This is a genomic window from Acidovorax sp. 56, from assembly GCF_002749705.1.
In the GTDB taxonomy this organism is placed as follows: domain Bacteria; phylum Pseudomonadota; class Gammaproteobacteria; order Burkholderiales; family Burkholderiaceae_C; genus Acidovorax.
Genome location: NZ_PEEV01000001.1, coordinates 3,199,295 through 3,216,178, shown reverse-complemented (window position 1 = coordinate 3,216,178; position 16,884 = coordinate 3,199,295). Strand labels below are relative to the sequence as shown.

Sequence of the window (16,884 nt, the reverse complement as noted above, 5' to 3'; positions counted from 1 at the left end):
TGCCATTTAGGCACCACATGGAGGGGCGGCGATTCGGACAATGGGGCACTACCACCCCACACAAGGAAACACGATGCGTCCTCTCTCTATTGCCCGCCGCCAGGGGCTTGTCCGATGTGTTGCCGGTGCACTGGCGTGTGCCGCCGCCGTATCCGCGGCCTGGGCCCAGGCACCAGCCTACCCCACCAAGCCCATCACCATCGTCGTGGCGTACCCGCCCGGCGGCAGCACCGACCTGATGGGCCGCATGGTGGGCACCGAGCTGTCCACCCGCCTGGGCCAGCCGGTGGTGATCGAGAACCTTGGCGGTGCGGGCGGCGCGATTGGCGCGCAAAAGGTGGCCAATGCCCAGCCCGATGGCTACACGCTGCTGGTGGGCGCCAGCAACGAGCTGGCCATCAACAAGCTGGTCACCAAAAAGGTCAAGTACGACATCAAGGACTTCACCGCCATCGGGCTGGTGGCGTCGCAGCCGCTGGTGCTGGTGGCCTCGCCCGCCTCGGGCGTCAAGAATGCGGCCGAGTTCACGCAGCTGGTCGCCAAGAACCCTGGCAAATTCAGCTACGGCAGCTCGGGCGTGGGCACCTCGCTGCACCTGGCGGGTGAGATGCTCAAAGACCAGGGCAAGCTGTTCATGACGCACATTCCCTACCGCGGCGTGGCCCCGCTGACCAACGATCTGGTGGGCAACAACCTGGAGTTTGGCGTGTTCGTCCTCTCCAGCGGCCTGCCCCACATCAAAAGCGGCAAGGTGATTGCCCTGGGCACCACCGAGGCCAAGCGCTCGCCCATCACGCCCGACATTCCGGCCCTGGCCGAACTGCCCCAGTTCAAGAATGTGGACATCGGTGTGTGGTTTGCGCTGATGGCACCGGCCAACCTGCCCAAGCCCATCCACGAAAAGCTGCGCAAGGCGCTGACCGACATGCTGCAGTCGCCCGACTTCCGCAAGAAGATGGAAGCCACCGGCTCTGTCGTGGCCTCCCCCGCCACCGATACCGACAAGTACATCGCCAGCGAAATCGCCAAGTACCAGAAGATCGTGCAGTTCGCCAAGATCGAAGAATGACCGCCCACATGAGCACACGCATGGACACCACCGCCGCATCGCCCGGCTTTTCACTGCCAGTCCCCGACATCAGCGCCTGGCGCGCTGGCAACACCGGGGTCGAGGGGGTTTGGCACTTTGACAGCGGCAAGCCCGGCCGCAGCACCATGGTCAGCGCGCTGGTGCACGGCAACGAGCTGTGTGGCGCCTGGGCCCTCAAGGGCCTGCTGGAGGCGGGTGTGCGGCCCGAGCAGGGCCGCCTCACGCTGGCGTTTTGCAACCTCGATGCGTTTGACCGCTTCGATGCCAGCCAGCACGATGCCTCGCGTTTCACCGACGAAGACCTCAACCGCCAGTGGCTCAACGAACGCATCGACGCGGGCGACACCCGTGAGCGCCGCCGCGCCGCTGCGCTGCGGCCGTTTGTGCAGCAGGCCGACTGGCTGCTCGATATCCACTCCATGCACGAGCCCTCGGCCCCGCTGCTGCTCACCGGCGTGCAGCCGCGCAACCTGGCGCTGGCGCATGCCATGCGCTCGCCCGAGCACATCGTGGTGGACGCGGGCCACAAAGACGGTGTGCGCATGCGCGACTACGGCCGCTTCGGCCTGCCCGATGCCGAGGCCGGTGACACCCGTTCGTTGCTGATCGAGTGCGGCTTTCATGGCGACCCGGCCAGCCTGCAGGTGGCCCAGGACCAGTGCGTGCGGTTCATCGAGCAGTCTGGCGTGGTCGGTGCACAGGCGCTGGCGCAGCAACTGCCGGGCTGGCGCATGCCCGATGCGCCCCGGCAGTGGGCGCTGGAGGTGACCGGCCCGGTGGTGGCCACCAGCAGCGCGTTCCGGTTTGTGGCGCCTTACACGGGCCTGGAACTGTTTGAAAAGGCTGGCACCGTGATCGGTGACAACGATGGGGTGCCTGTCACCACCCCTTATGACAACTGTGTGCTGGTGATGCCCTCGGTCCGGCAGGCGCGCGCGGGCGTGACGGTGGTGCGGTTCGCGCAGCGCACGTTGCTGTGACCGGGCATTGAATCTGCGGGGCGGCCAGCGCGGCTGCCGCGTCTATGGGGGCGGTGCGTTTGGCGCTGGCGTGTCTCAGTGGCCCGGGCGTCCCGCCTCTATCTGACCCCGCACCAGTTGGGCCAAGGCCATGTCACCGGGGGTTTCGGGGGTCCACTTGTCTACGGGCCGGGGGGTGCCGGTGTCGTCGGGCGAGACGAAGACGGCCACGCAGTGGGTCACTTCCTGGTAGGCCTCGCCTGGCTGTGGGCCGCTGCGCACTTCGATGAAGATGTTCATGCTGGTGGTGCCGGTGTAGGCCAGGCGGGCCTCGACCTCGACCATGGCACCACCCACCACCGGGTGCATGAAGCGCAGTCTGCCGTAACTGGCGGCCACGCAGGGGCTCTTGGCCCACTGGTTGGCCACCACGTTGGCGGCTTCGTCAATCCACTTCATGACCACGCCTGCCGACACGCGGCCGCCGGGGCTGTCTGCGGAAGATTCCGCCAGAAAACGCAGGATGGTCGAGGTGGTGGTCATGGGGGCGCTTGGCTCGGGTGGAGCGAAAGAGTTCTCAATCCGCCCCATTATTCATGAGTGCCCTGGATTTGTGCCCGCCGTTGCGATCTTGAAAGTGACCTTTTGTAGCGATACCCCGCGCATCCCGCAGGGCACAGTCTGGTAATTGCTATTAAATATATAGCTGCTAGCGCTTGTTGATAAAGCGCTAGAGCCTGTTTTGGCTGTGATGCCTTTGGACGTCAGGGCCCTGGCGCGCTGATGCCCAGCGCTGCCAGCTCAGCCGCCGTGAACACCCGCGACCTTGTGTGGAATGCCTTGCCCTCCGGCCCCTCCAGCGAGAAGGTGCCGCCGCCATGCCCGTCGAGCACATCGATGATGAGCTGCGTGTGCTTCCAAGTCTCGTACTGGGCTTTGCCGATGTAGAACCGGCAGCCCCCAATGTCACCCAGGTACACATCGCCCGCACCCATGGTGATCTCGCCGGGCAGGTAGCAGTTGGCGGCGCTGTTGTCGCAGCAGCCGCCACTTTGGTGGAACATCAAGTCCTGGCCATGCTTGGCCTGCAGCAAGGCCACCAGCTCCAGTGCAGCAGGCGTGGCCACCACCCGTGGGGGTGGTGGGGTGCCCTGGGTTGCCGTGGCGGCGTCCATGGCCTTCATGGCGTCAGGCCGTCATGGCCCCGCGGAAGATGCCTTCGATGTCGGCCTGCGTGGCCGTGCGCGGGTTGGTCAGGCCACACGCATCCTTGAGCGCGTTGGTGGCCAGCAGCGGAATGTCGGCCTCCTTCACGCCTAGGTCGCTCAGGCACTTGGGGATGCCAATGTCCAGCGCCAGCTGGCGGATGGCGGTCAGGCAGGCCTGTGCGCCCGCTTCGGCGTCCAGCCCCTGCACCTCCACGCCCATGGCATGCGCCACATCGCGCAGGCGTGCGGCCGATGTGGGCACGTTGAACGCCTCCACATGTGGCAGCAGCAGCGCATTGCACACGCCGTGTGGCAGGTCATAAAAGCCGCCCAGCTGGTGCGCCATGGCATGCACATAGCCCAGCGATGCGTTGTTGAACGCCATGCCCGCCAGGAACTGCGCGTACGCCATCTGCTCGCGGGCGGGCAGGTTGTCACCCTGGGCCACAGCGGTGCGCAGGTTGCGGGCAATCAGCTCTACCGCCTTCAATGCGCAGGCATCGGTGATGGGCGTGGCGGCGGTGGACACGTAGGCCTCCACCGCGTGGGTCAACGCATCCATGCCGGTGGCGGCTGTCAGGCCCTTGGGCTTGGCCAGCATCAGCTCGGGGTCGTTGACGGACAGGATGGGCGTGACGTTGCGGTCCACGATGGCCATCTTGATGTGGCGCGTCTCGTCGGTGATGATGCAAAAGCGCGTCATCTCGCTGGCGGTGCCCGCCGTGGTGTTGATGGCCACCAGGGGCAGTTGCGGCTTGGCAGAGCGGTCCACGCCTTCGTAGTCGGCAATCTCGCCGCCGTTGGTGGCGCACAGGGCAATGCCCTTGGCGCAGTCGTGGGGCGAGCCGCCGCCCAGCGAGATCACAAAGTCGCACTGCTCGGCCTTGAGCTGCGCCAGCCCGGCGCGCACATTGCCCACCGTGGGGTTGGGCTGGGTGCCGTCAAACACCACCGAGGCAATCTGCTGCCCGGCCAGCTGGGCCTGGATGCGCGCCGCCACGCCGAGCTTGCTGAGCACGGCATCGGTAACGATCAGCGCCTTGCGAAAGCCGTGGCCTTTCAGGGCCGCCATGGCCTCTTGCAGGCAGCCTGCGCCCATGATGTTGACACTGGGCATGAAGAACGTACTGGTCATCGTGAACCTCCTTGGTATCGCTATAGGTATGGGGAAAGGGTCGGGTCGGTGTGTGCGCAGCAGGGCGGGGCATGCCCTTGCCTTGGGGCGCTGCGGGTCGGTCCGCGTCCGCCATGCGGGTGGCGGGGCGGTCGGCCCAGGGCGTGAGAAGCAGGTCTCAGCGCCCAAGGCAGGGATTGCTTTGCCAAAATCGTACGCCCGCTGTGGTCTGGCAAAGCGGGGGGCTCAGGCCTTCCGTTGACCCTCGTCAAATGGGCTCAAAAGAAGCCCAGCTTGTTCTCGCTGTAGCTCACCAAGAGGTTCTTGGTCTGCTGGTAGTGGTCCAGCATCATCTTGTGGGTCTCGCGGCCAATGCCCGATTCCTTGTAGCCGCCAAACGCTGCGTGCGCCGGGTAGGCGTGGTAGCAGTTGGTCCACACCCGCCCGGCCTTGATGGCGCGGCCCATGCGGTAGGCCACGTTGCCGTTGCGGCTCCACACACCGGCGCCCAGGCCATACAGCGTGTCGTTGGCAATCGCCAGCGCTTCGGCCTCGTCCTTGAAGGTGGTCACGGCCAGCACGGGGCCGAAGATTTCTTCCTGGAAGATGCGCATCTTGTTGTGACCCTTGAACAGCGTGGGCTGCACGTAGTAGCCGCCTTCCAGGTCACCACCCAGGTGGGCCTGGCCGCCGCCGGCCAGCACTTCAGCGCCTTCTTGCTTGCCCAGGTCCAGGTAACTCAGGATCTTGGTGAGCTGTTCCTTGCTGGCCTGCGCGCCCATCATGCTGTCGGTGTCGAGCGGGTTCTGGTGCTTGATGGCGGCCACGCGCTTCAAGACACGTTCCATGAACTTGTCGTAGATCGATTCTTGAATGATGGCGCGCGATGGGCAGGTGCAGACCTCGCCCTGGTTGAACGCAAACAGCACCAGGCCTTCGATGGCCTTGTCCAGAAACGCATCGTCCTTGTCCATGATGTCGGCAAAGAAGATGTTGGGGCTCTTGCCACCCAGCTCCAGCGTGGCAGGAATCAGGTTGTTGGCGGCAGCCTGGGCAATCACGCGGCCCGTGCTGGTCGATCCGGTGAACGCAATCTTGGCAATGCGCTTGCTGGTGGCCAGCGGCATGCCTGCCTCGCGCCCAAAGCCGTTGACGATGTTGAGCACACCGGGCGGCAGCAGGTCGGCAATCAGCTCGGCCAGGATGAGGATGGAAATGGGCGTGGACTCTGCGGGCTTGAGCACCACGCAGTTGCCTGCACCCAGGGCCGGTGCCAGCTTCCACGCGGCCATCAGGATGGGGAAGTTCCACGGAATGATCTGGCCCACCACGCCCAGCGGCTCCTGGATGTGGTACGCCACGGTGTTCTCGTCGATGTTGGACAACGCCCCTTCTTGCGCGCGCACGCAGCCCGCAAAGTAGCGGAAGTGGTCCACGGTGAGCGGAATGTCGGCGTTCAGCGTCTCGCGGATGGCCTTGCCGTTGTCCACGGTTTCGGCGTAGGCCAGCAGCTCCAGGTTTTGCTCGATGCGGTCGGCAATTTTCAGCAGGATGTTGCCGCGCGTGGCGGCGTCGGTCTTGCCCCAGGCATCGGCCGCGGCGTGGGCGGCGTCCAGTGCCAGTTCGATGTCTTCGGCGGTGGAGCGGGCGGCCTGGGTGTAGACCTTGCCGTTGACCGGCGAGATCACATCAAAGTACTGGCCCTTGACCGGGGCCACGAACTTGCCGCCGATGAAGTTGTTGTACTGGGACTTGTAGGCGATCTTGGCGCCAGCGGCGCCGGGGGCTGCGTAAACGGTCATGCGGTGTCTCCTGTAGGTGTTGTTGGCATCTGCTGCTCGCATTTCGGCAGGCGGTTGCGGCAGGCAGATGTCAGGTCCTATACAAGACCCATGCCAGCCATTGGCTGCGCCGGGCTAGGCAGGCAAGCCCTTGATTCCATTGGATTTTTGGCTTCCAGGGGCGCTGTGTGGGTGCCACCCGGCCACCGCGTTACGTTCCAATACAGAACACCTGTCACGAAATGGAACAGTTGGAACACCCCCTGTGCAAACGCTATTGCCCTGCCCCCCAGGCCCGGCCATACTGCCCCTTGAAGCGGGACGCCATGAGGCCCGCTCAGGAGACAGCGTGCGCACCACATCCCCCCTGCTGGCCTTGCAACAGGCCCGGCGACATTTGCTGGAACACGGCCATTGCCCCAGTGGCGTGGTAGACGAGCGGCTGGCCCGCTCCTGGCGGCGCAGCGTGGCCGCAGGCCTGGCCCCCACCGGGCGCGCCATGGCCGACCTGCCCAGCCCCGGTGACCTGCGCCAGGCCATGGCGGGCAACCACAGCCTGCTCACCCACTCGCGCCCCATCATGGAATACCTGTTCGACCAGGTGCGCCACAGCCACAGCGTGGTGGTGCTGGCCGACCGTGCGGGCATGCTCATGCACACGCTGGGCAGCCCTGGCTTCATCGACAAGGCCGAGCGCGTGGCGCTGACCTGCGGCGCCTCGTGGCACGAGGCCCACCGGGGCACCAACGCCATCGGCACCGCGCTGGCCGAGGGCAACGCGGTGGAGGTGCATGGCGGCGAGCATTTTCTGGAGCGCAACAGCTTTCTCACCTGCGCGGCCTCGCCCATCCTCTCGGCCACGGGCGAGCTGCTGGGCATCCTCGACATCTCGGGCGACCACCGCAACGGCCACGCCCACACCCTGGGCCTGGTCAGCACCGCCGCCCGCATGATCGAAAACCGCCTGCTGGTGGCCACCTGCACGCGCAACATCCGCCTGCACCTGCACCGCGAGCCCGAGGGCATTGGCAGCGTGGCCGAAGGCATCGTTGCCGTGTCGGCCGACGGCTGGATCGTGGGCGCCAACCGCGTGGCCCTGGCCCAGCTGGGCCTGCACACGGGCGACCTGGGCGCCACCTTGCTGGAGCGGGTGGCCGACGTGCGGCTCGATGACCTGCTCTCGCAGCACCACCGTCGCCCCCAGCAGCCCCAGGCGCTGCGCTTGCGCGGCGGGGCCTTGCTGTATGCCCAGGTGCAACTGGACGCCGCTGCCTGGCCTGCCGTGCACAAGCCCAGCGCCAGCGTCCCCACGGCGGCCGTGCCGGACGATGCCCTGGCCCGGCTCGACACGGGCGACGCCCGCTGGCGCGCCGCTGCCGACAAGGCCCGCCGCGTGGTGGGCAAGCCCATCCCGGTGCTCATCCAGGGCGAATCGGGCGTGGGCAAGGAAGTGTTTGCCCGCGCCCTGCACGCCAGCGGCCCGCGCAGCAGCGGCCCCTTTGTGGCCATCAACTGTGCGGCCATCCCCGAGCACCTGATCGAATCCGAGCTGTTTGGCCATGTGGCAGGCGCCTTCACCGGCGCCCGCAAAGAAGGCAGCCTGGGCCGCCTGCGCCAGGCCCACGGCGGCACGCTGTTTCTCGATGAAATCGGCGACATGCCCCTGGCCCTGCAAACCCGCCTGCTGCGTGTGCTGCAAGACCGCAGCGTGACGCCCGTGGGCGCAGGCCAGGCCGTGCCGGTGGACTTTTGCCTCATCAGCGCCACGCACTGCCAGCTGCTGCAGGCGGCCGAGCAGGGGCGTTTTCGGCACGATTTGTACTACCGCTTGAACGGCCTGACGGTGCAATTGCCCGCCCTGCGCGAGCGCAGCGACTTTGACGCCCTCACCACCCACTTGCTGGCCGAGCTGGCTGCCGAACAGGGCCTGCCCCACCCCGTGCACCTGGCCCCCGCCTTGCTGCAGCGCCTGGCCGCTCACCCCTGGCCCGGCAACCTGCGCCAATACGCCAGCGTGCTGCGCACTGCCTGCGCCATGCTGGCCGAGGGCGAAGACCAGCTGGGCTGGGAGCACCTGGGTGACGACATCGTGCAGGCGCTGCAAACGGTGGCCTCGCCCGTGTCTGCAGCGGCGGCTCCCCAAGCTCCGTACCAGCCCCTGCAAAGGCATGTGCACGGGCATGCCCCAGCGCTGCTCAGCCTGCAGCAACTCTCCAGCGCCGCCATCGACCAGGCCCTGCAAAGCGCACGCGGCAACGTGTCCCAGGCCGCCCGCCAGCTTGGCATCAGCCGCCAAACGCTGTACCGCAAGCTGGCAGCGCGCGTGCATTGATCGTTTGCTATTAAAAATATAGCTGCTAGCGCTTGTATATCAAGCGCTAGCAGCCTATTTTGCTTAAATCTTTGGTACGACGCCCACGGGCAGCGCCAGCCGCGCCCGCAGCCCCTGGCCGGGGGCGCTGTGCAGCTCGAGCCGCCCGCCGTGCGCGCGGGCTACACGGTCGGCAATCGCCAGGCCCAATCCGGCGCCGGGGCGGCCACTGCGGGCGGCCTCGCCGCGTGCAAAGGGCTGGCGCACGCGCTCCAGCTCGGTGGCGGGCAGGCCGGGGCCGTGGTCCTGCACTTCGATCCACACGGCATCACCTTCGCTGCCAGTGCGCAGCACCACGGGTGCTGCGCCGTGGCGCCAGGCGTTCTCCACCAGGTTGTCCACTGCGCGGCGCAGGGCCTGGGCTTGCACGGAGGTGGGCGGCGGTGCGCCCAGCTCCAGCGCCACGCTGCGGCCATGGTCGGCTTGCGCTTGGGCAATGGCCTGGGCCAGGTCGTCCAGCGCGGCGGGCTGCGGGGGCTCGGCCTCCTGCATGCGGGCAAAGTGCAAAAACTGGCCGAGGATGGCGTCCATCTCGTCCATGCTGCGCACCATGCGCGTGGCCAGCTCGGGCTCAATCTGCGGGCCTGCAATCTCCACCCCCAGGCGCAGCTTGGTCAGCGGGGTGCGCAGGTCGTGCGACACGCCCGCCAGCATCAGCGCCCGCTCCTGGTCGGCCTGGGCCAGGCTGTGGGCCATGTGGTTGAAGCTGCGGGCCACGGTGGCGATCTCGGTGGGGCCGTCCTCGGGCAGGGGCGCGGGCGGCTGGCCCCGGGCCAGGCGCTGCGCGGCCAGCACCACGCGCTGCAGCGGCTGGTTGAGGTGGCGCTGCAGCCACCATGCGCCCGCCAGCGCCAGCACCATGCTGGCCAGTGTGGCCATGAGCCAGGCCCCGGTGAACTCGCGCGTGGGGAAGACGCTGGGCAGGTTGAGCCAGTATTCCGTTCCCTCATGCACCACGCGCAGCGACAGCACGCCGCTGCTGTCGCGTCGCCAGACCGGCTCGCCTGAGGGCGGCGCGCCCTGTGCCTCGTCCAGCCGCTGCGTCACTGCGCGCACAAACTGCCGCTCCATGGGCGATAGCACGGCGCGCCAGGCGCCGGGCGCAGCCGTCAGTGCAAAGGCCTGTGTTTGCGCGGCTTGCGCGTTGAAGGCCTGCACAAACGCTTGCCGCTGCCCGGGCGGCAGCGCTTGCAGCCCCGCGCGGAGGGCGGCCACATTGCGCGCCACGCCATCGGCCACCTGCGCCACCCGGGGTTTGAGGATCATGTGCCGCACCAGCACCGCCGCGCACAGCTGGCCCAGCACGATGAGCACGGCCATCAGCAGCAGGTTGCGGCCCAGCAGGCTGCGGGGCCACAGGCCCCTGGGTGTGGTGGGTGCAGGCGTGGGCACCGCAGCGCGTGTGGTCATGGTCTGCCCCCGCTGGCAGGCGCAGCGCCATCGGGCACAAACACATAGCCCACGCCCCACACGGTGCGGATGTGGCGCGGCTGGGCCGGGTCGGCCTCGATCAGTTTGCGCAGCCGCATGATCTGCACGTCAATGCTGCGGTCGGTGGCCGTGTGGTCCGGGCCATAGGCCAGGGCCATGAGCCGGTCCCGCCCCAAGGGGCGCTGCGGGTTTTGCGCCAGGGCCAGCAGCAGGGCAAATTCGCCGGTGGTGAGGGCCATATCCGCACCGGCCTTCTCCAGCCGCCGCTCGGCAGGCAGCAGCACAAAGTCGCCAAACGCCAGCCGCTCGTGCACACCCTGCGGCCCGGTGTGCGCGCCCAGCATGCGCTGGCGGCGCACCATGGCCTGGATGCGGGCCAGCAGCTCGCGCGGGTTGAAGGGCTTGGGCAGGTAGTCGTCCGCGCCCATCTCCAGGCCCACGATGCGGTCCACCGGATCGCCCCGGGCGGTGAGCATCAGGATGGGAATGGTCTCGCCCTGCGCGCGCAGGCGCCGGCAGATGGACAGGCCGTCCTCGCCCGGCATCATCACATCGAGCACCAGCACGTCAAAGCGCTCACGCGCCAGCAGCACATCCAGCGGCCCGGCGCCCTCCACCGTGCGCACGGTGTAGCCCTGGTCGCTCAGGTAGCGCTGCAGCAGGGCGCGCAGGTCGGGCTCGTCATCGGCGACCAGGATCTTGGCCAGGGTGTCGGTCATGGGCAGGGGCAACGTCGCAAGGGGAATGGTGGCAATGGTAGACGCGGCAGAGGGCGATGCACCTGCAGCCATGACAAGGCATGACCGGGCCGCAGGCGTTTGTCATGGTTTGTCATACATCGGCCGCTTTCTGCCATCAATGGCTCACACCTGGGGCCCACAGTACACAGCCATGCCACCCCCCAAGGAGTTGACTGCCATGCCTTTGCTGACCCGCCCCGCTGACCCTGACCTGCTGCAACGCCCTGCGCTGGCCGTCGGTGTATTTGTGTTCTCGGCCCTCACCGCGCTGGGGCTCAGCGCCGTGCTGGCGCTGGCGGCCCCGGCCGAGGCCCAGGCACGCACCCGCCACAGCGTGGAGCACAACGCCGACGGCAGCACCTCCGCCCACACCGGCGTGGCCCGCAGTGGCCCGAACGGCGCCGTGCTGCGCGGCCGCACCGCCACCACCGATGGGCAGGGCAACGCGAGCGTGACCCGCCGCAGCGCTGCCGTGGGCGCGCAAGGCGGCATGGCCGTGCGCCAGGGCAGCACCACGCGCAATGCAGACGGCAGCGCCAGCCACAGCGGCGCTGTGTCGGCCCAGAACGCCCAGGGCAGCTTGCAAAGCAGTGGCGGTGCCACCCGCAACGCCGATGGCACCGTGACGCAAGCGCGCACCTCGACCGCCACCAGCGCGGCCACCGGCAACAGCGTGCAGGCGCAAAGCAGCTACAGCAAAGACACTGGCTTGAGCCGCAGCGCCACCTGCTACGACGCCAGCGGCGCGGCCATGGCTTGCCCCACGCGGCCTTGAGTTCGTCGCCGGTACCTGGCCTCTGTGAGCTAGAAATATCCGTTCGGGCTGAGCTTGTCGAAGCCTTGCACGGCGCTTCTACAGGCTCAGCGTGATCGATTTGGTTGGAGCCGGCCTTCTCCATCCCCCCCTCTGATTCCCTTCCTCCCACCTTTGTCCCTGACAGGAGCCTTCCCATGTCCCTGCGCCATCTTCTGACCATGGTCGCCCTTGCGGCCCTCACACTGGCCACTGCCAGTGCACAAGCCCAGACCAACCCGCAGAGCGGTGGCCGCCTGCGGGCCCTCATCGCACAAAAGCAGGCTGCCGCCGCACCGGCCGTGCTGTCTGCAGGCGTGCAGCGCATTGCCGATGTGCCTTATGGCGTGGACCCGGCACAGCGCATGGACGTGTATGTGCCCACCAGCCCCGCCACGGGCACCAACAGCCTGGTGGCTAGCGCGGTGCGCGCGCCCGTCATCTTCATGGTGCACGGCGGCGGCTGGCGGCATGGCGACAAGGCCATGGGCCGCGTGGTGCAGGAGAAGGTGAACCGCTGGGTACCCAAGGGCTTCATCCTCATCTCCATCAATTACCGCATGCTGCCGGATGCCCCCGTGGCCCAGCAGGAACGTGATGTGCAGGCCGCCCTCATGGCCGCGCAGCAGCGCGTGTCCACCTGGGGTGGGGACCCGAATCGCTTCATCCTCATGGGCCACTCGGCCGGTGCCCACCTCGTGGCCCTGCTCAACGCCCGCGCCCCGCAGGCCCTGCGCGAAGGCGCCTGGCCCTGGCTGGGCGCCGTGTCGCTCGACAGCGCCGTGATGAACGTGCCCGCCTACATGCGTGCGCCACACATGCCGCTGTACGACGATGCCTTTGGCAGCGACCCGGCCTACTGGCTGGCGCTGTCGCCCTTCCACCAATGGACGGCGGGTGCGCCGCCCATGCAGATGGTGTGCTCCACCGAACGGGCCGACCAGCCCTGCACCCAGGCCGACGCCATGGCCCGCCATGTGCGCAACCAGGGTGGCCGCGCCGAGATCTTGCCGCAGGACCTGACCCACGGCGAAATCAACGCCCAACTGGGCCTGGAGAGCGACTACACCCAGGCGGTGGAGGTCTTCATGGGATCACTCGACGCCGAGGTGGCGCGGCGGCTGCAGTGATGCGGTGCTGATTGCTACGAAATAAATAGCTGCTAGCGCTTGTTGAATAAGCGCTAGCGGCCATTTTTAGGCTCTTCTAGCGAATGCTAGTGATGAGTCTTTAACAGGCGCGCTGCGCCCCCATCTCCTGAGCATGACGCACCAGCGTCTGCCCCAGGAGAAGGCCATGCGACAGCAACAGATGACGCGCTTGATCCACAGCCTGCCCCAGCTGACGCACCACCAGTGCCAGCAACTGGCAAGCTGCCTGCAGGCGCTGATGGATCGCAGCCAAGCCAGTGCCCTCATTGAGGCGCACGCCATCGATGGCCGGGCTTGCCCCCACTGCGCCAGCTCCTGGCTCGTCAAGAACGGCTCGGCCAATGGGCTGCAACGCTTCAAGTGCCGACAGTGCAAGCGCACCTTCAACGCCCTGACGGGCACGCCGCTTGCGCGGCTGCATCTGCGGGATAAATGGATGGGCCAGGCACAGGCCCTGGGCGAAGGGCTCTCACTGAACCAAACAGCCCAGCGATTGGGTGTGGCGCAAAGCACCGCCTTTCGCTGGCGCCACCGCTTCCTGGTCTGCCCAAAGAATATGCAGGCACGCCAACTTCTGGGCATTGCCGAGGCAGATGAGTCCTACTTCCTGGTCTCCTGCAAGGGACACAGGGGGTTACTGCGCCGTCCTCGCAGACGTGGTGGTCGGGCGCTGGCGGGCTGCAAGGGCTCGGAGTACACCCCGGTGCTGATGGCGCGAGACCGAGCTGGAGCAACGGCAAACTTCATCTTGCAAACAAACCAAGCGGTGAGTGTGCAAGCGGCGCTCAAGCCCTTGCTGGCGCCAGACGCCATCCTGTGCACCGATGGCAGCGTCACGCTGGCCAGCGCTGCGCGGGCTCTGGGAGTGCAGCACCAAGCGGTGAACGTGAGCAAAGGCCAACGGGTAAAGGGGCCCTGGCATGTGCAGAACGTCAATGCCTATGTCAGCAGGCTGCGAGGGTGGCTGCAACGATTCAAGGGTATTGCGACGAAGTACCTTGATTCGTATTTGGGGTGGTTCAGGCTGTTGGACCGATCAGGCCCCAAGGGGCTGCAGCCCGCGCTGGTGCTGGCGGCGGCCATGGGAAACTAAAGCGTCACTAGCATTCGCTAGAAGAGCCCATTTTTATACCGAATTTGCCCGCAGGTAGGGCGCCAGGTACTGCCCCGTGTGGCTGGCCGGGTTGGCGGCCAGCTCCTCCGGAGTGCCCACACCCACCACGGTGCCGCCGCCCGCGCCGCCTTCGGGGCCCATGTCGATGAGCCAGTCGGCGGTTTTGATCACGTCCAGGTTGTGCTCAATGATGACGATGGTGTTGCCCGCGTCGCGCAGCTGGTGCAGCACCTTGAGCAGCAGGTCGATGTCGGCAAAGTGCAGGCCGGTGGTGGGCTCGTCCAGGATGTAGAGCGTGCGGCCCGTGTCGCGCTTGCTCAGCTCCTGCGCCAGCTTCACGCGCTGCGCCTCGCCGCCCGAGAGCGTGGTGGCGGCCTGGCCCAGGCGGATATAGCTCAAGCCCACATCCAGCAGTGTCTGCAGCTTGCGTGCGATGGTGGGTACGTCCTTGAAGTACGCCGCAGCGTCTTCCACCGTCAGCTCCAGGATCTGGGCGATGTTCTTGCCTTTCCACAACACCTCCAGCGTCTCGCGGTTGTAGCGCTGGCCGTGGCAGATGTCGCAGGGCACATACACGTCGGGCAAGAAGTGCATCTCCACCTTCACCACGCCATCGCCCTGGCAGGCCTCGCAGCGGCCACCGCCCGAAGACTGCGACACGTTGAAGCTGAAGCGCCCCGGGCCGTAGCCGCGTTCCTTGGCGGTGTTGGTCTCGGCCATCAGCTCGCGGATGGGGGTGAACAGGCCGGTGTAGGTGGCAGGGTTGCTGCGCGGCGTGCGGCCAATGGGGCTCTGGTCCACATTGATGACCTTGTCGAAATACTCGATGCCCACGATCTCTTCGTGCTCGGCCGGTTCTTCGTGCGCACGGTGCACCTGCCGCGCTACGGCGGCATAGAGCGTGTCATTCACCAGCGTGCTCTTGCCGGAGCCCGACACGCCCGTCACGCAGGTGAGCAGCCCAACAGGGAAGTCCACCGTCACGCCCTTCAAATTGTTGCCCGTGGCACCCACCACCCGCAGCGCCTGCACGGCGCCCTGGCGCGCATGGTGCTCGGCCATGCGCTCGGCTCGGCGCTTGCTCGCCTCGGTTTGCGGAAAGCGCGACTTGGTCTTGGCCTCCACCACGGGGGCAGGCTGGTCCAGCACCGGCAGCCAGGGCGTGCGGCGCTGGGGCACGGCAATGGTGCGGGCGCCCGACAGGTACTGGCCCGTGAGCGACTGCGCATTGGCGCGCACTTCGTCGTACGTGCCCTGCGCCATCACCCGCCCGCCATGCACGCCCGCGCCAGGGCCCATGTCGATCACATGGTCGGCGGCGCGCATCATGTCTTCGTCGTGCTCCACCACGATCACGCTGTTACCAATGTCGCGCAGGTGCTGCAGCGTGGCGATCAGCCGGTCGTTGTCGCGCTGGTGCAGGCCGATGCTGGGCTCGTCGAGCACGTACATCACACCCGTCAGGCCCGAGCCGATTTGGGACGCGAGGCGAATGCGCTGCGCTTCGCCGCCGGAGAGGGTCTCGGCGCTGCGGTCCAGGCTCAAATAGCTCAGGCCCACGTCGTTCAAAAACTGCAATCGCGTGGCGATCTCGCGCACCACCTTGTCGGCAATCTCGGCCTTGGCACCGGTGAGCTGCAGGGCGAGGAACCATGCGTGCGCGTCGCTCAGCGTGGCGTGGCTCACTTCGTAGATGGCACGGGCCTGTGTGCCTTCGCCCACCTTCACATGGCGGGCCTCGCGGCGCAGGCGCACGCCGTGGCATTCGGGGCAGGGCTGGGTGCTGCGAAAGCGTGCCAGGTCCTCGCGCACCACCACCGAATCCGTCTCGCGGTAGCGGCGCGCCATGTTAGGCAGGATGCCTTCGAAGGGGTGCTTTTTGGTGTGCACCTTGCCCTTGGAGGCCCCACTGTCCATGATGTAGCTGAAGGCGATTTCTTCATCGCCCGAGCCGTGCAGGATGGCGTGCTGTACCGGCGCGGGCAGCGACTCAAACGGCGCCTCGATGTCGAACGTGTAGTGCCGCGCCAGGCTCTCCAGCATCGCAAAGTAGTAGCCGTTGCGCCGGTCCCAGCCCTTGATGGCGCCGCTGGCCAGGCTCAGCGACGGGAAGGCCACCACGCGCGCCGGGTCGAACACCTCGCGCTGGCCAATGCCGTCGCACGCCGGGCAGGCGCCCATGGGCGAGTTGAACGAGAACAGGCGCGGCTCCAGCTCGGCCAGCGAGTAGCTGCACACCGGGCACGCAAACTTGCTGCTGAACAGATGCTCCTGCCCCGTGTCCATCTCCAGCGCCAGCACGCGGCCATTGCCCTCGTTGCCGCCCACGCGCAGGGCCGCCTCAATGCTCTCGGCCAGGCGCTGCTGCAGGTCGGCACGCACCTTCACCCGGTCGATCACCACGTCAATGTCGTGCTTCTCGGTCTTCTTGAGCGCAGGCAGGTTTTCGTGTTCGTAGATCTGGCCATCCACGCGAAAGCGGATGTAGCCCAGCGCCTGCATCTGCGCAAACAGCTCGGTGAACTCGCCCTTTTTCTCGCGCGCCACGGGGGCCATGACCATGAGTTTGGTGTCCTCGGGCAAGGCCAGCACGGCGTCCACCATCTGGCTCACCGTCTGCGCCGCCAGCGGCAGGCCGTGATCCGGGCAGAACGGCGTGCCTGCACGGGCATACAGCAGGCGCAGGTAGTCGTGAATCTCCGTCACCGTGCCCACGGTGGAGCGCGGGTTGTGGCTGGTGGCCTTCTGCTCGATGCTGATGGCGGGCGACAGGCCTTCGATCAGGTCCACATCCGGCTTGTCCAGTCGCCCCAGAAACTGCCGCGCATAGGCCGACAGGCTCTCCACATAGCGCCGTTGGCCTTCGGCATACAGCGTGTCGAACGCCAGGCTGGACTTGCCCGAGCCCGACAGCCCCGTGATCACCACCAGCTGGTTGCGCGGGATGTCCAGGTCAATGTTCTTGAGGTTGTGCGTGCGCGCCCCCCGGATGCTGATGCGCTGCTCGCGCAGGGCGCGGGCGAGGTAGAGGCCATCGGCGGCAGAAGAGGGGGCGTCAGGTCGGGTCACAGCAGCGGCAGCAAAAAGCAAACCTCGCATCATAGGCCGGATGGCCTTTCGGGGCTGCGCTGC

At 67.1% G+C, this 16,884-nt stretch carries 13 protein-coding genes; 6 read left to right on the top strand and 7 right to left on the bottom strand.

The window, feature by feature from the left end:
* The first annotated feature begins 73 nt into the window (after positions 1 to 73).
* Together CLU88_RS14270 and CLU88_RS14265 are read left to right on the top strand one after the other, a co-directional pair.
* On the top strand, positions 74 to 1,069 hold the full coding sequence (locus tag CLU88_RS14270; RefSeq protein WP_099658889.1) for a tripartite tricarboxylate transporter substrate binding protein: 996 nt from the start codon (positions 74 to 76) through the stop codon (positions 1,067 to 1,069).
* Between the two features lie 8 nt (positions 1,070 to 1,077).
* Positions 1,078 to 2,070, top strand: a complete 993-nt coding sequence (locus tag CLU88_RS14265) for a succinylglutamate desuccinylase/aspartoacylase family protein (RefSeq protein WP_233205470.1) — start codon at positions 1,078 to 1,080, stop codon at positions 2,068 to 2,070.
* Between the two features lie 75 nt (positions 2,071 to 2,145).
* On the opposite strand, the gene CLU88_RS14260 is transcribed toward CLU88_RS14265, so the two are convergent.
* The 4 genes from CLU88_RS14260 to CLU88_RS14245 form a co-directional block, all read right to left on the bottom strand.
* A complete protein-coding gene (locus tag CLU88_RS14260; RefSeq protein WP_099657154.1) occupies positions 2,146 to 2,592 on the bottom strand; it encodes an acyl-CoA thioesterase in 447 nt (148 codons plus the stop codon).
* A 221-nt stretch (positions 2,593 to 2,813) separates the two neighbouring features.
* On the bottom strand, positions 2,814 to 3,224 hold the full coding sequence (locus CLU88_RS14255; protein ID WP_099658887.1) for a DUF779 domain-containing protein: 411 nt from the start codon (positions 3,222 to 3,224) through the stop codon (positions 2,814 to 2,816).
* Between the two features lie 13 nt (positions 3,225 to 3,237).
* Positions 3,238 to 4,392 (bottom strand): L-threonine dehydrogenase, encoded by a 1,155-nt coding sequence (gene yiaY / locus CLU88_RS14250; protein WP_099657153.1) that lies wholly within the window; start codon positions 4,390 to 4,392, stop codon positions 3,238 to 3,240.
* Positions 4,393 to 4,649: 257 nt separating this feature from the next.
* Entirely contained in the window at positions 4,650 to 6,173 is a 1,524-nt protein-coding gene (locus CLU88_RS14245) for an aldehyde dehydrogenase family protein (protein ID WP_099657152.1), read from the bottom strand.
* Between the two features lie 328 nt (positions 6,174 to 6,501).
* Between CLU88_RS14245 and CLU88_RS14240 the strand changes: the two genes are divergently transcribed.
* Positions 6,502 to 8,484, top strand: coding sequence for a sigma-54-dependent Fis family transcriptional regulator (locus CLU88_RS14240; RefSeq protein WP_099657151.1), 1,983 nt, complete (start codon positions 6,502 to 6,504; stop codon positions 8,482 to 8,484).
* A gap of 63 nt (positions 8,485 to 8,547) precedes the next feature.
* On the opposite strand, the gene CLU88_RS14235 is transcribed toward CLU88_RS14240, so the two are convergent.
* Positions 8,548 to 9,933, bottom strand: a complete 1,386-nt coding sequence (locus tag CLU88_RS14235; RefSeq protein ID WP_099657150.1) for an ATP-binding protein — start codon at positions 9,931 to 9,933, stop codon at positions 8,548 to 8,550.
* The gene (gene ompR / locus CLU88_RS14230) at positions 9,930 to 10,673 is read right to left on the bottom strand and encodes a two-component system response regulator OmpR (RefSeq protein WP_099658886.1); all 744 of its coding nucleotides are present in this window, start codon (positions 10,671 to 10,673) and stop codon (positions 9,930 to 9,932) included. The genes CLU88_RS14235 and ompR overlap by 4 nt, the downstream gene beginning before the upstream one ends.
* Before the next feature lie 199 nt (positions 10,674 to 10,872).
* On the opposite strand from ompR, the gene CLU88_RS14225 reads away from it, so the two are divergent.
* The 3 genes from CLU88_RS14225 (at position 10,873) to CLU88_RS14215 (ending at position 13,731) form a co-directional block, all read left to right on the top strand.
* Entirely contained in the window at positions 10,873 to 11,469 is a 597-nt protein-coding gene (locus CLU88_RS14225; RefSeq protein ID WP_099658885.1) for a hypothetical protein, read from the top strand.
* A gap of 176 nt (positions 11,470 to 11,645) precedes the next feature.
* Entirely contained in the window at positions 11,646 to 12,617 is a 972-nt protein-coding gene (locus CLU88_RS14220; protein WP_099657149.1) for an alpha/beta hydrolase, read from the top strand.
* A 166-nt stretch (positions 12,618 to 12,783) separates the two neighbouring features.
* On the top strand, positions 12,784 to 13,731 hold the full coding sequence (locus CLU88_RS14215; protein ID WP_099658884.1) for an IS1595 family transposase: 948 nt from the start codon (positions 12,784 to 12,786) through the stop codon (positions 13,729 to 13,731).
* Positions 13,732 to 13,764: 33 nt separating this feature from the next.
* Here CLU88_RS14215 and uvrA read toward each other — a convergent pair whose 3' ends face one another.
* Entirely contained in the window at positions 13,765 to 16,821 is a 3,057-nt protein-coding gene (gene uvrA / locus CLU88_RS14210) for an excinuclease ABC subunit UvrA (protein ID WP_233205469.1), read from the bottom strand.
* Positions 16,822 to 16,884: the final 63 nt, after the last annotated feature.

Coding starts and splice junctions, on each gene's coding strand:
- CLU88_RS14270 (WP_099658889.1), top strand. CDS start 74: ATGCGTCCTCTCTCTATTGCCCGCCGCCAGGGGCTTGTCCGATGTGTT.
- CLU88_RS14265 (WP_233205470.1), top strand. CDS start 1,078: ATGAGCACACGCATGGACACCACCGCCGCATCGCCCGGCTTTTCACTG.
- CLU88_RS14260 (WP_099657154.1), bottom strand. CDS start 2,592: ATGACCACCACCTCGACCATCCTGCGTTTTCTGGCGGAATCTTCCGCA.
- CLU88_RS14255 (WP_099658887.1), bottom strand. CDS start 3,224: ATGGACGCCGCCACGGCAACCCAGGGCACCCCACCACCCCCACGGGTG.
- yiaY (WP_099657153.1), bottom strand. CDS start 4,392: ATGACCAGTACGTTCTTCATGCCCAGTGTCAACATCATGGGCGCAGGC.
- CLU88_RS14245 (WP_099657152.1), bottom strand. CDS start 6,173: ATGACCGTTTACGCAGCCCCCGGCGCCGCTGGCGCCAAGATCGCCTAC.
- CLU88_RS14235 (WP_099657150.1), bottom strand. CDS start 9,933: ATGACCACACGCGCTGCGGTGCCCACGCCTGCACCCACCACACCCAGG.
- ompR (WP_099658886.1), bottom strand. CDS start 10,673: ATGACCGACACCCTGGCCAAGATCCTGGTCGCCGATGACGAGCCCGAC.
- CLU88_RS14225 (WP_099658885.1), top strand. CDS start 10,873: ATGCCTTTGCTGACCCGCCCCGCTGACCCTGACCTGCTGCAACGCCCT.
- CLU88_RS14220 (WP_099657149.1), top strand. CDS start 11,646: ATGTCCCTGCGCCATCTTCTGACCATGGTCGCCCTTGCGGCCCTCACA.
- CLU88_RS14215 (WP_099658884.1), top strand. CDS start 12,784: ATGCGACAGCAACAGATGACGCGCTTGATCCACAGCCTGCCCCAGCTG.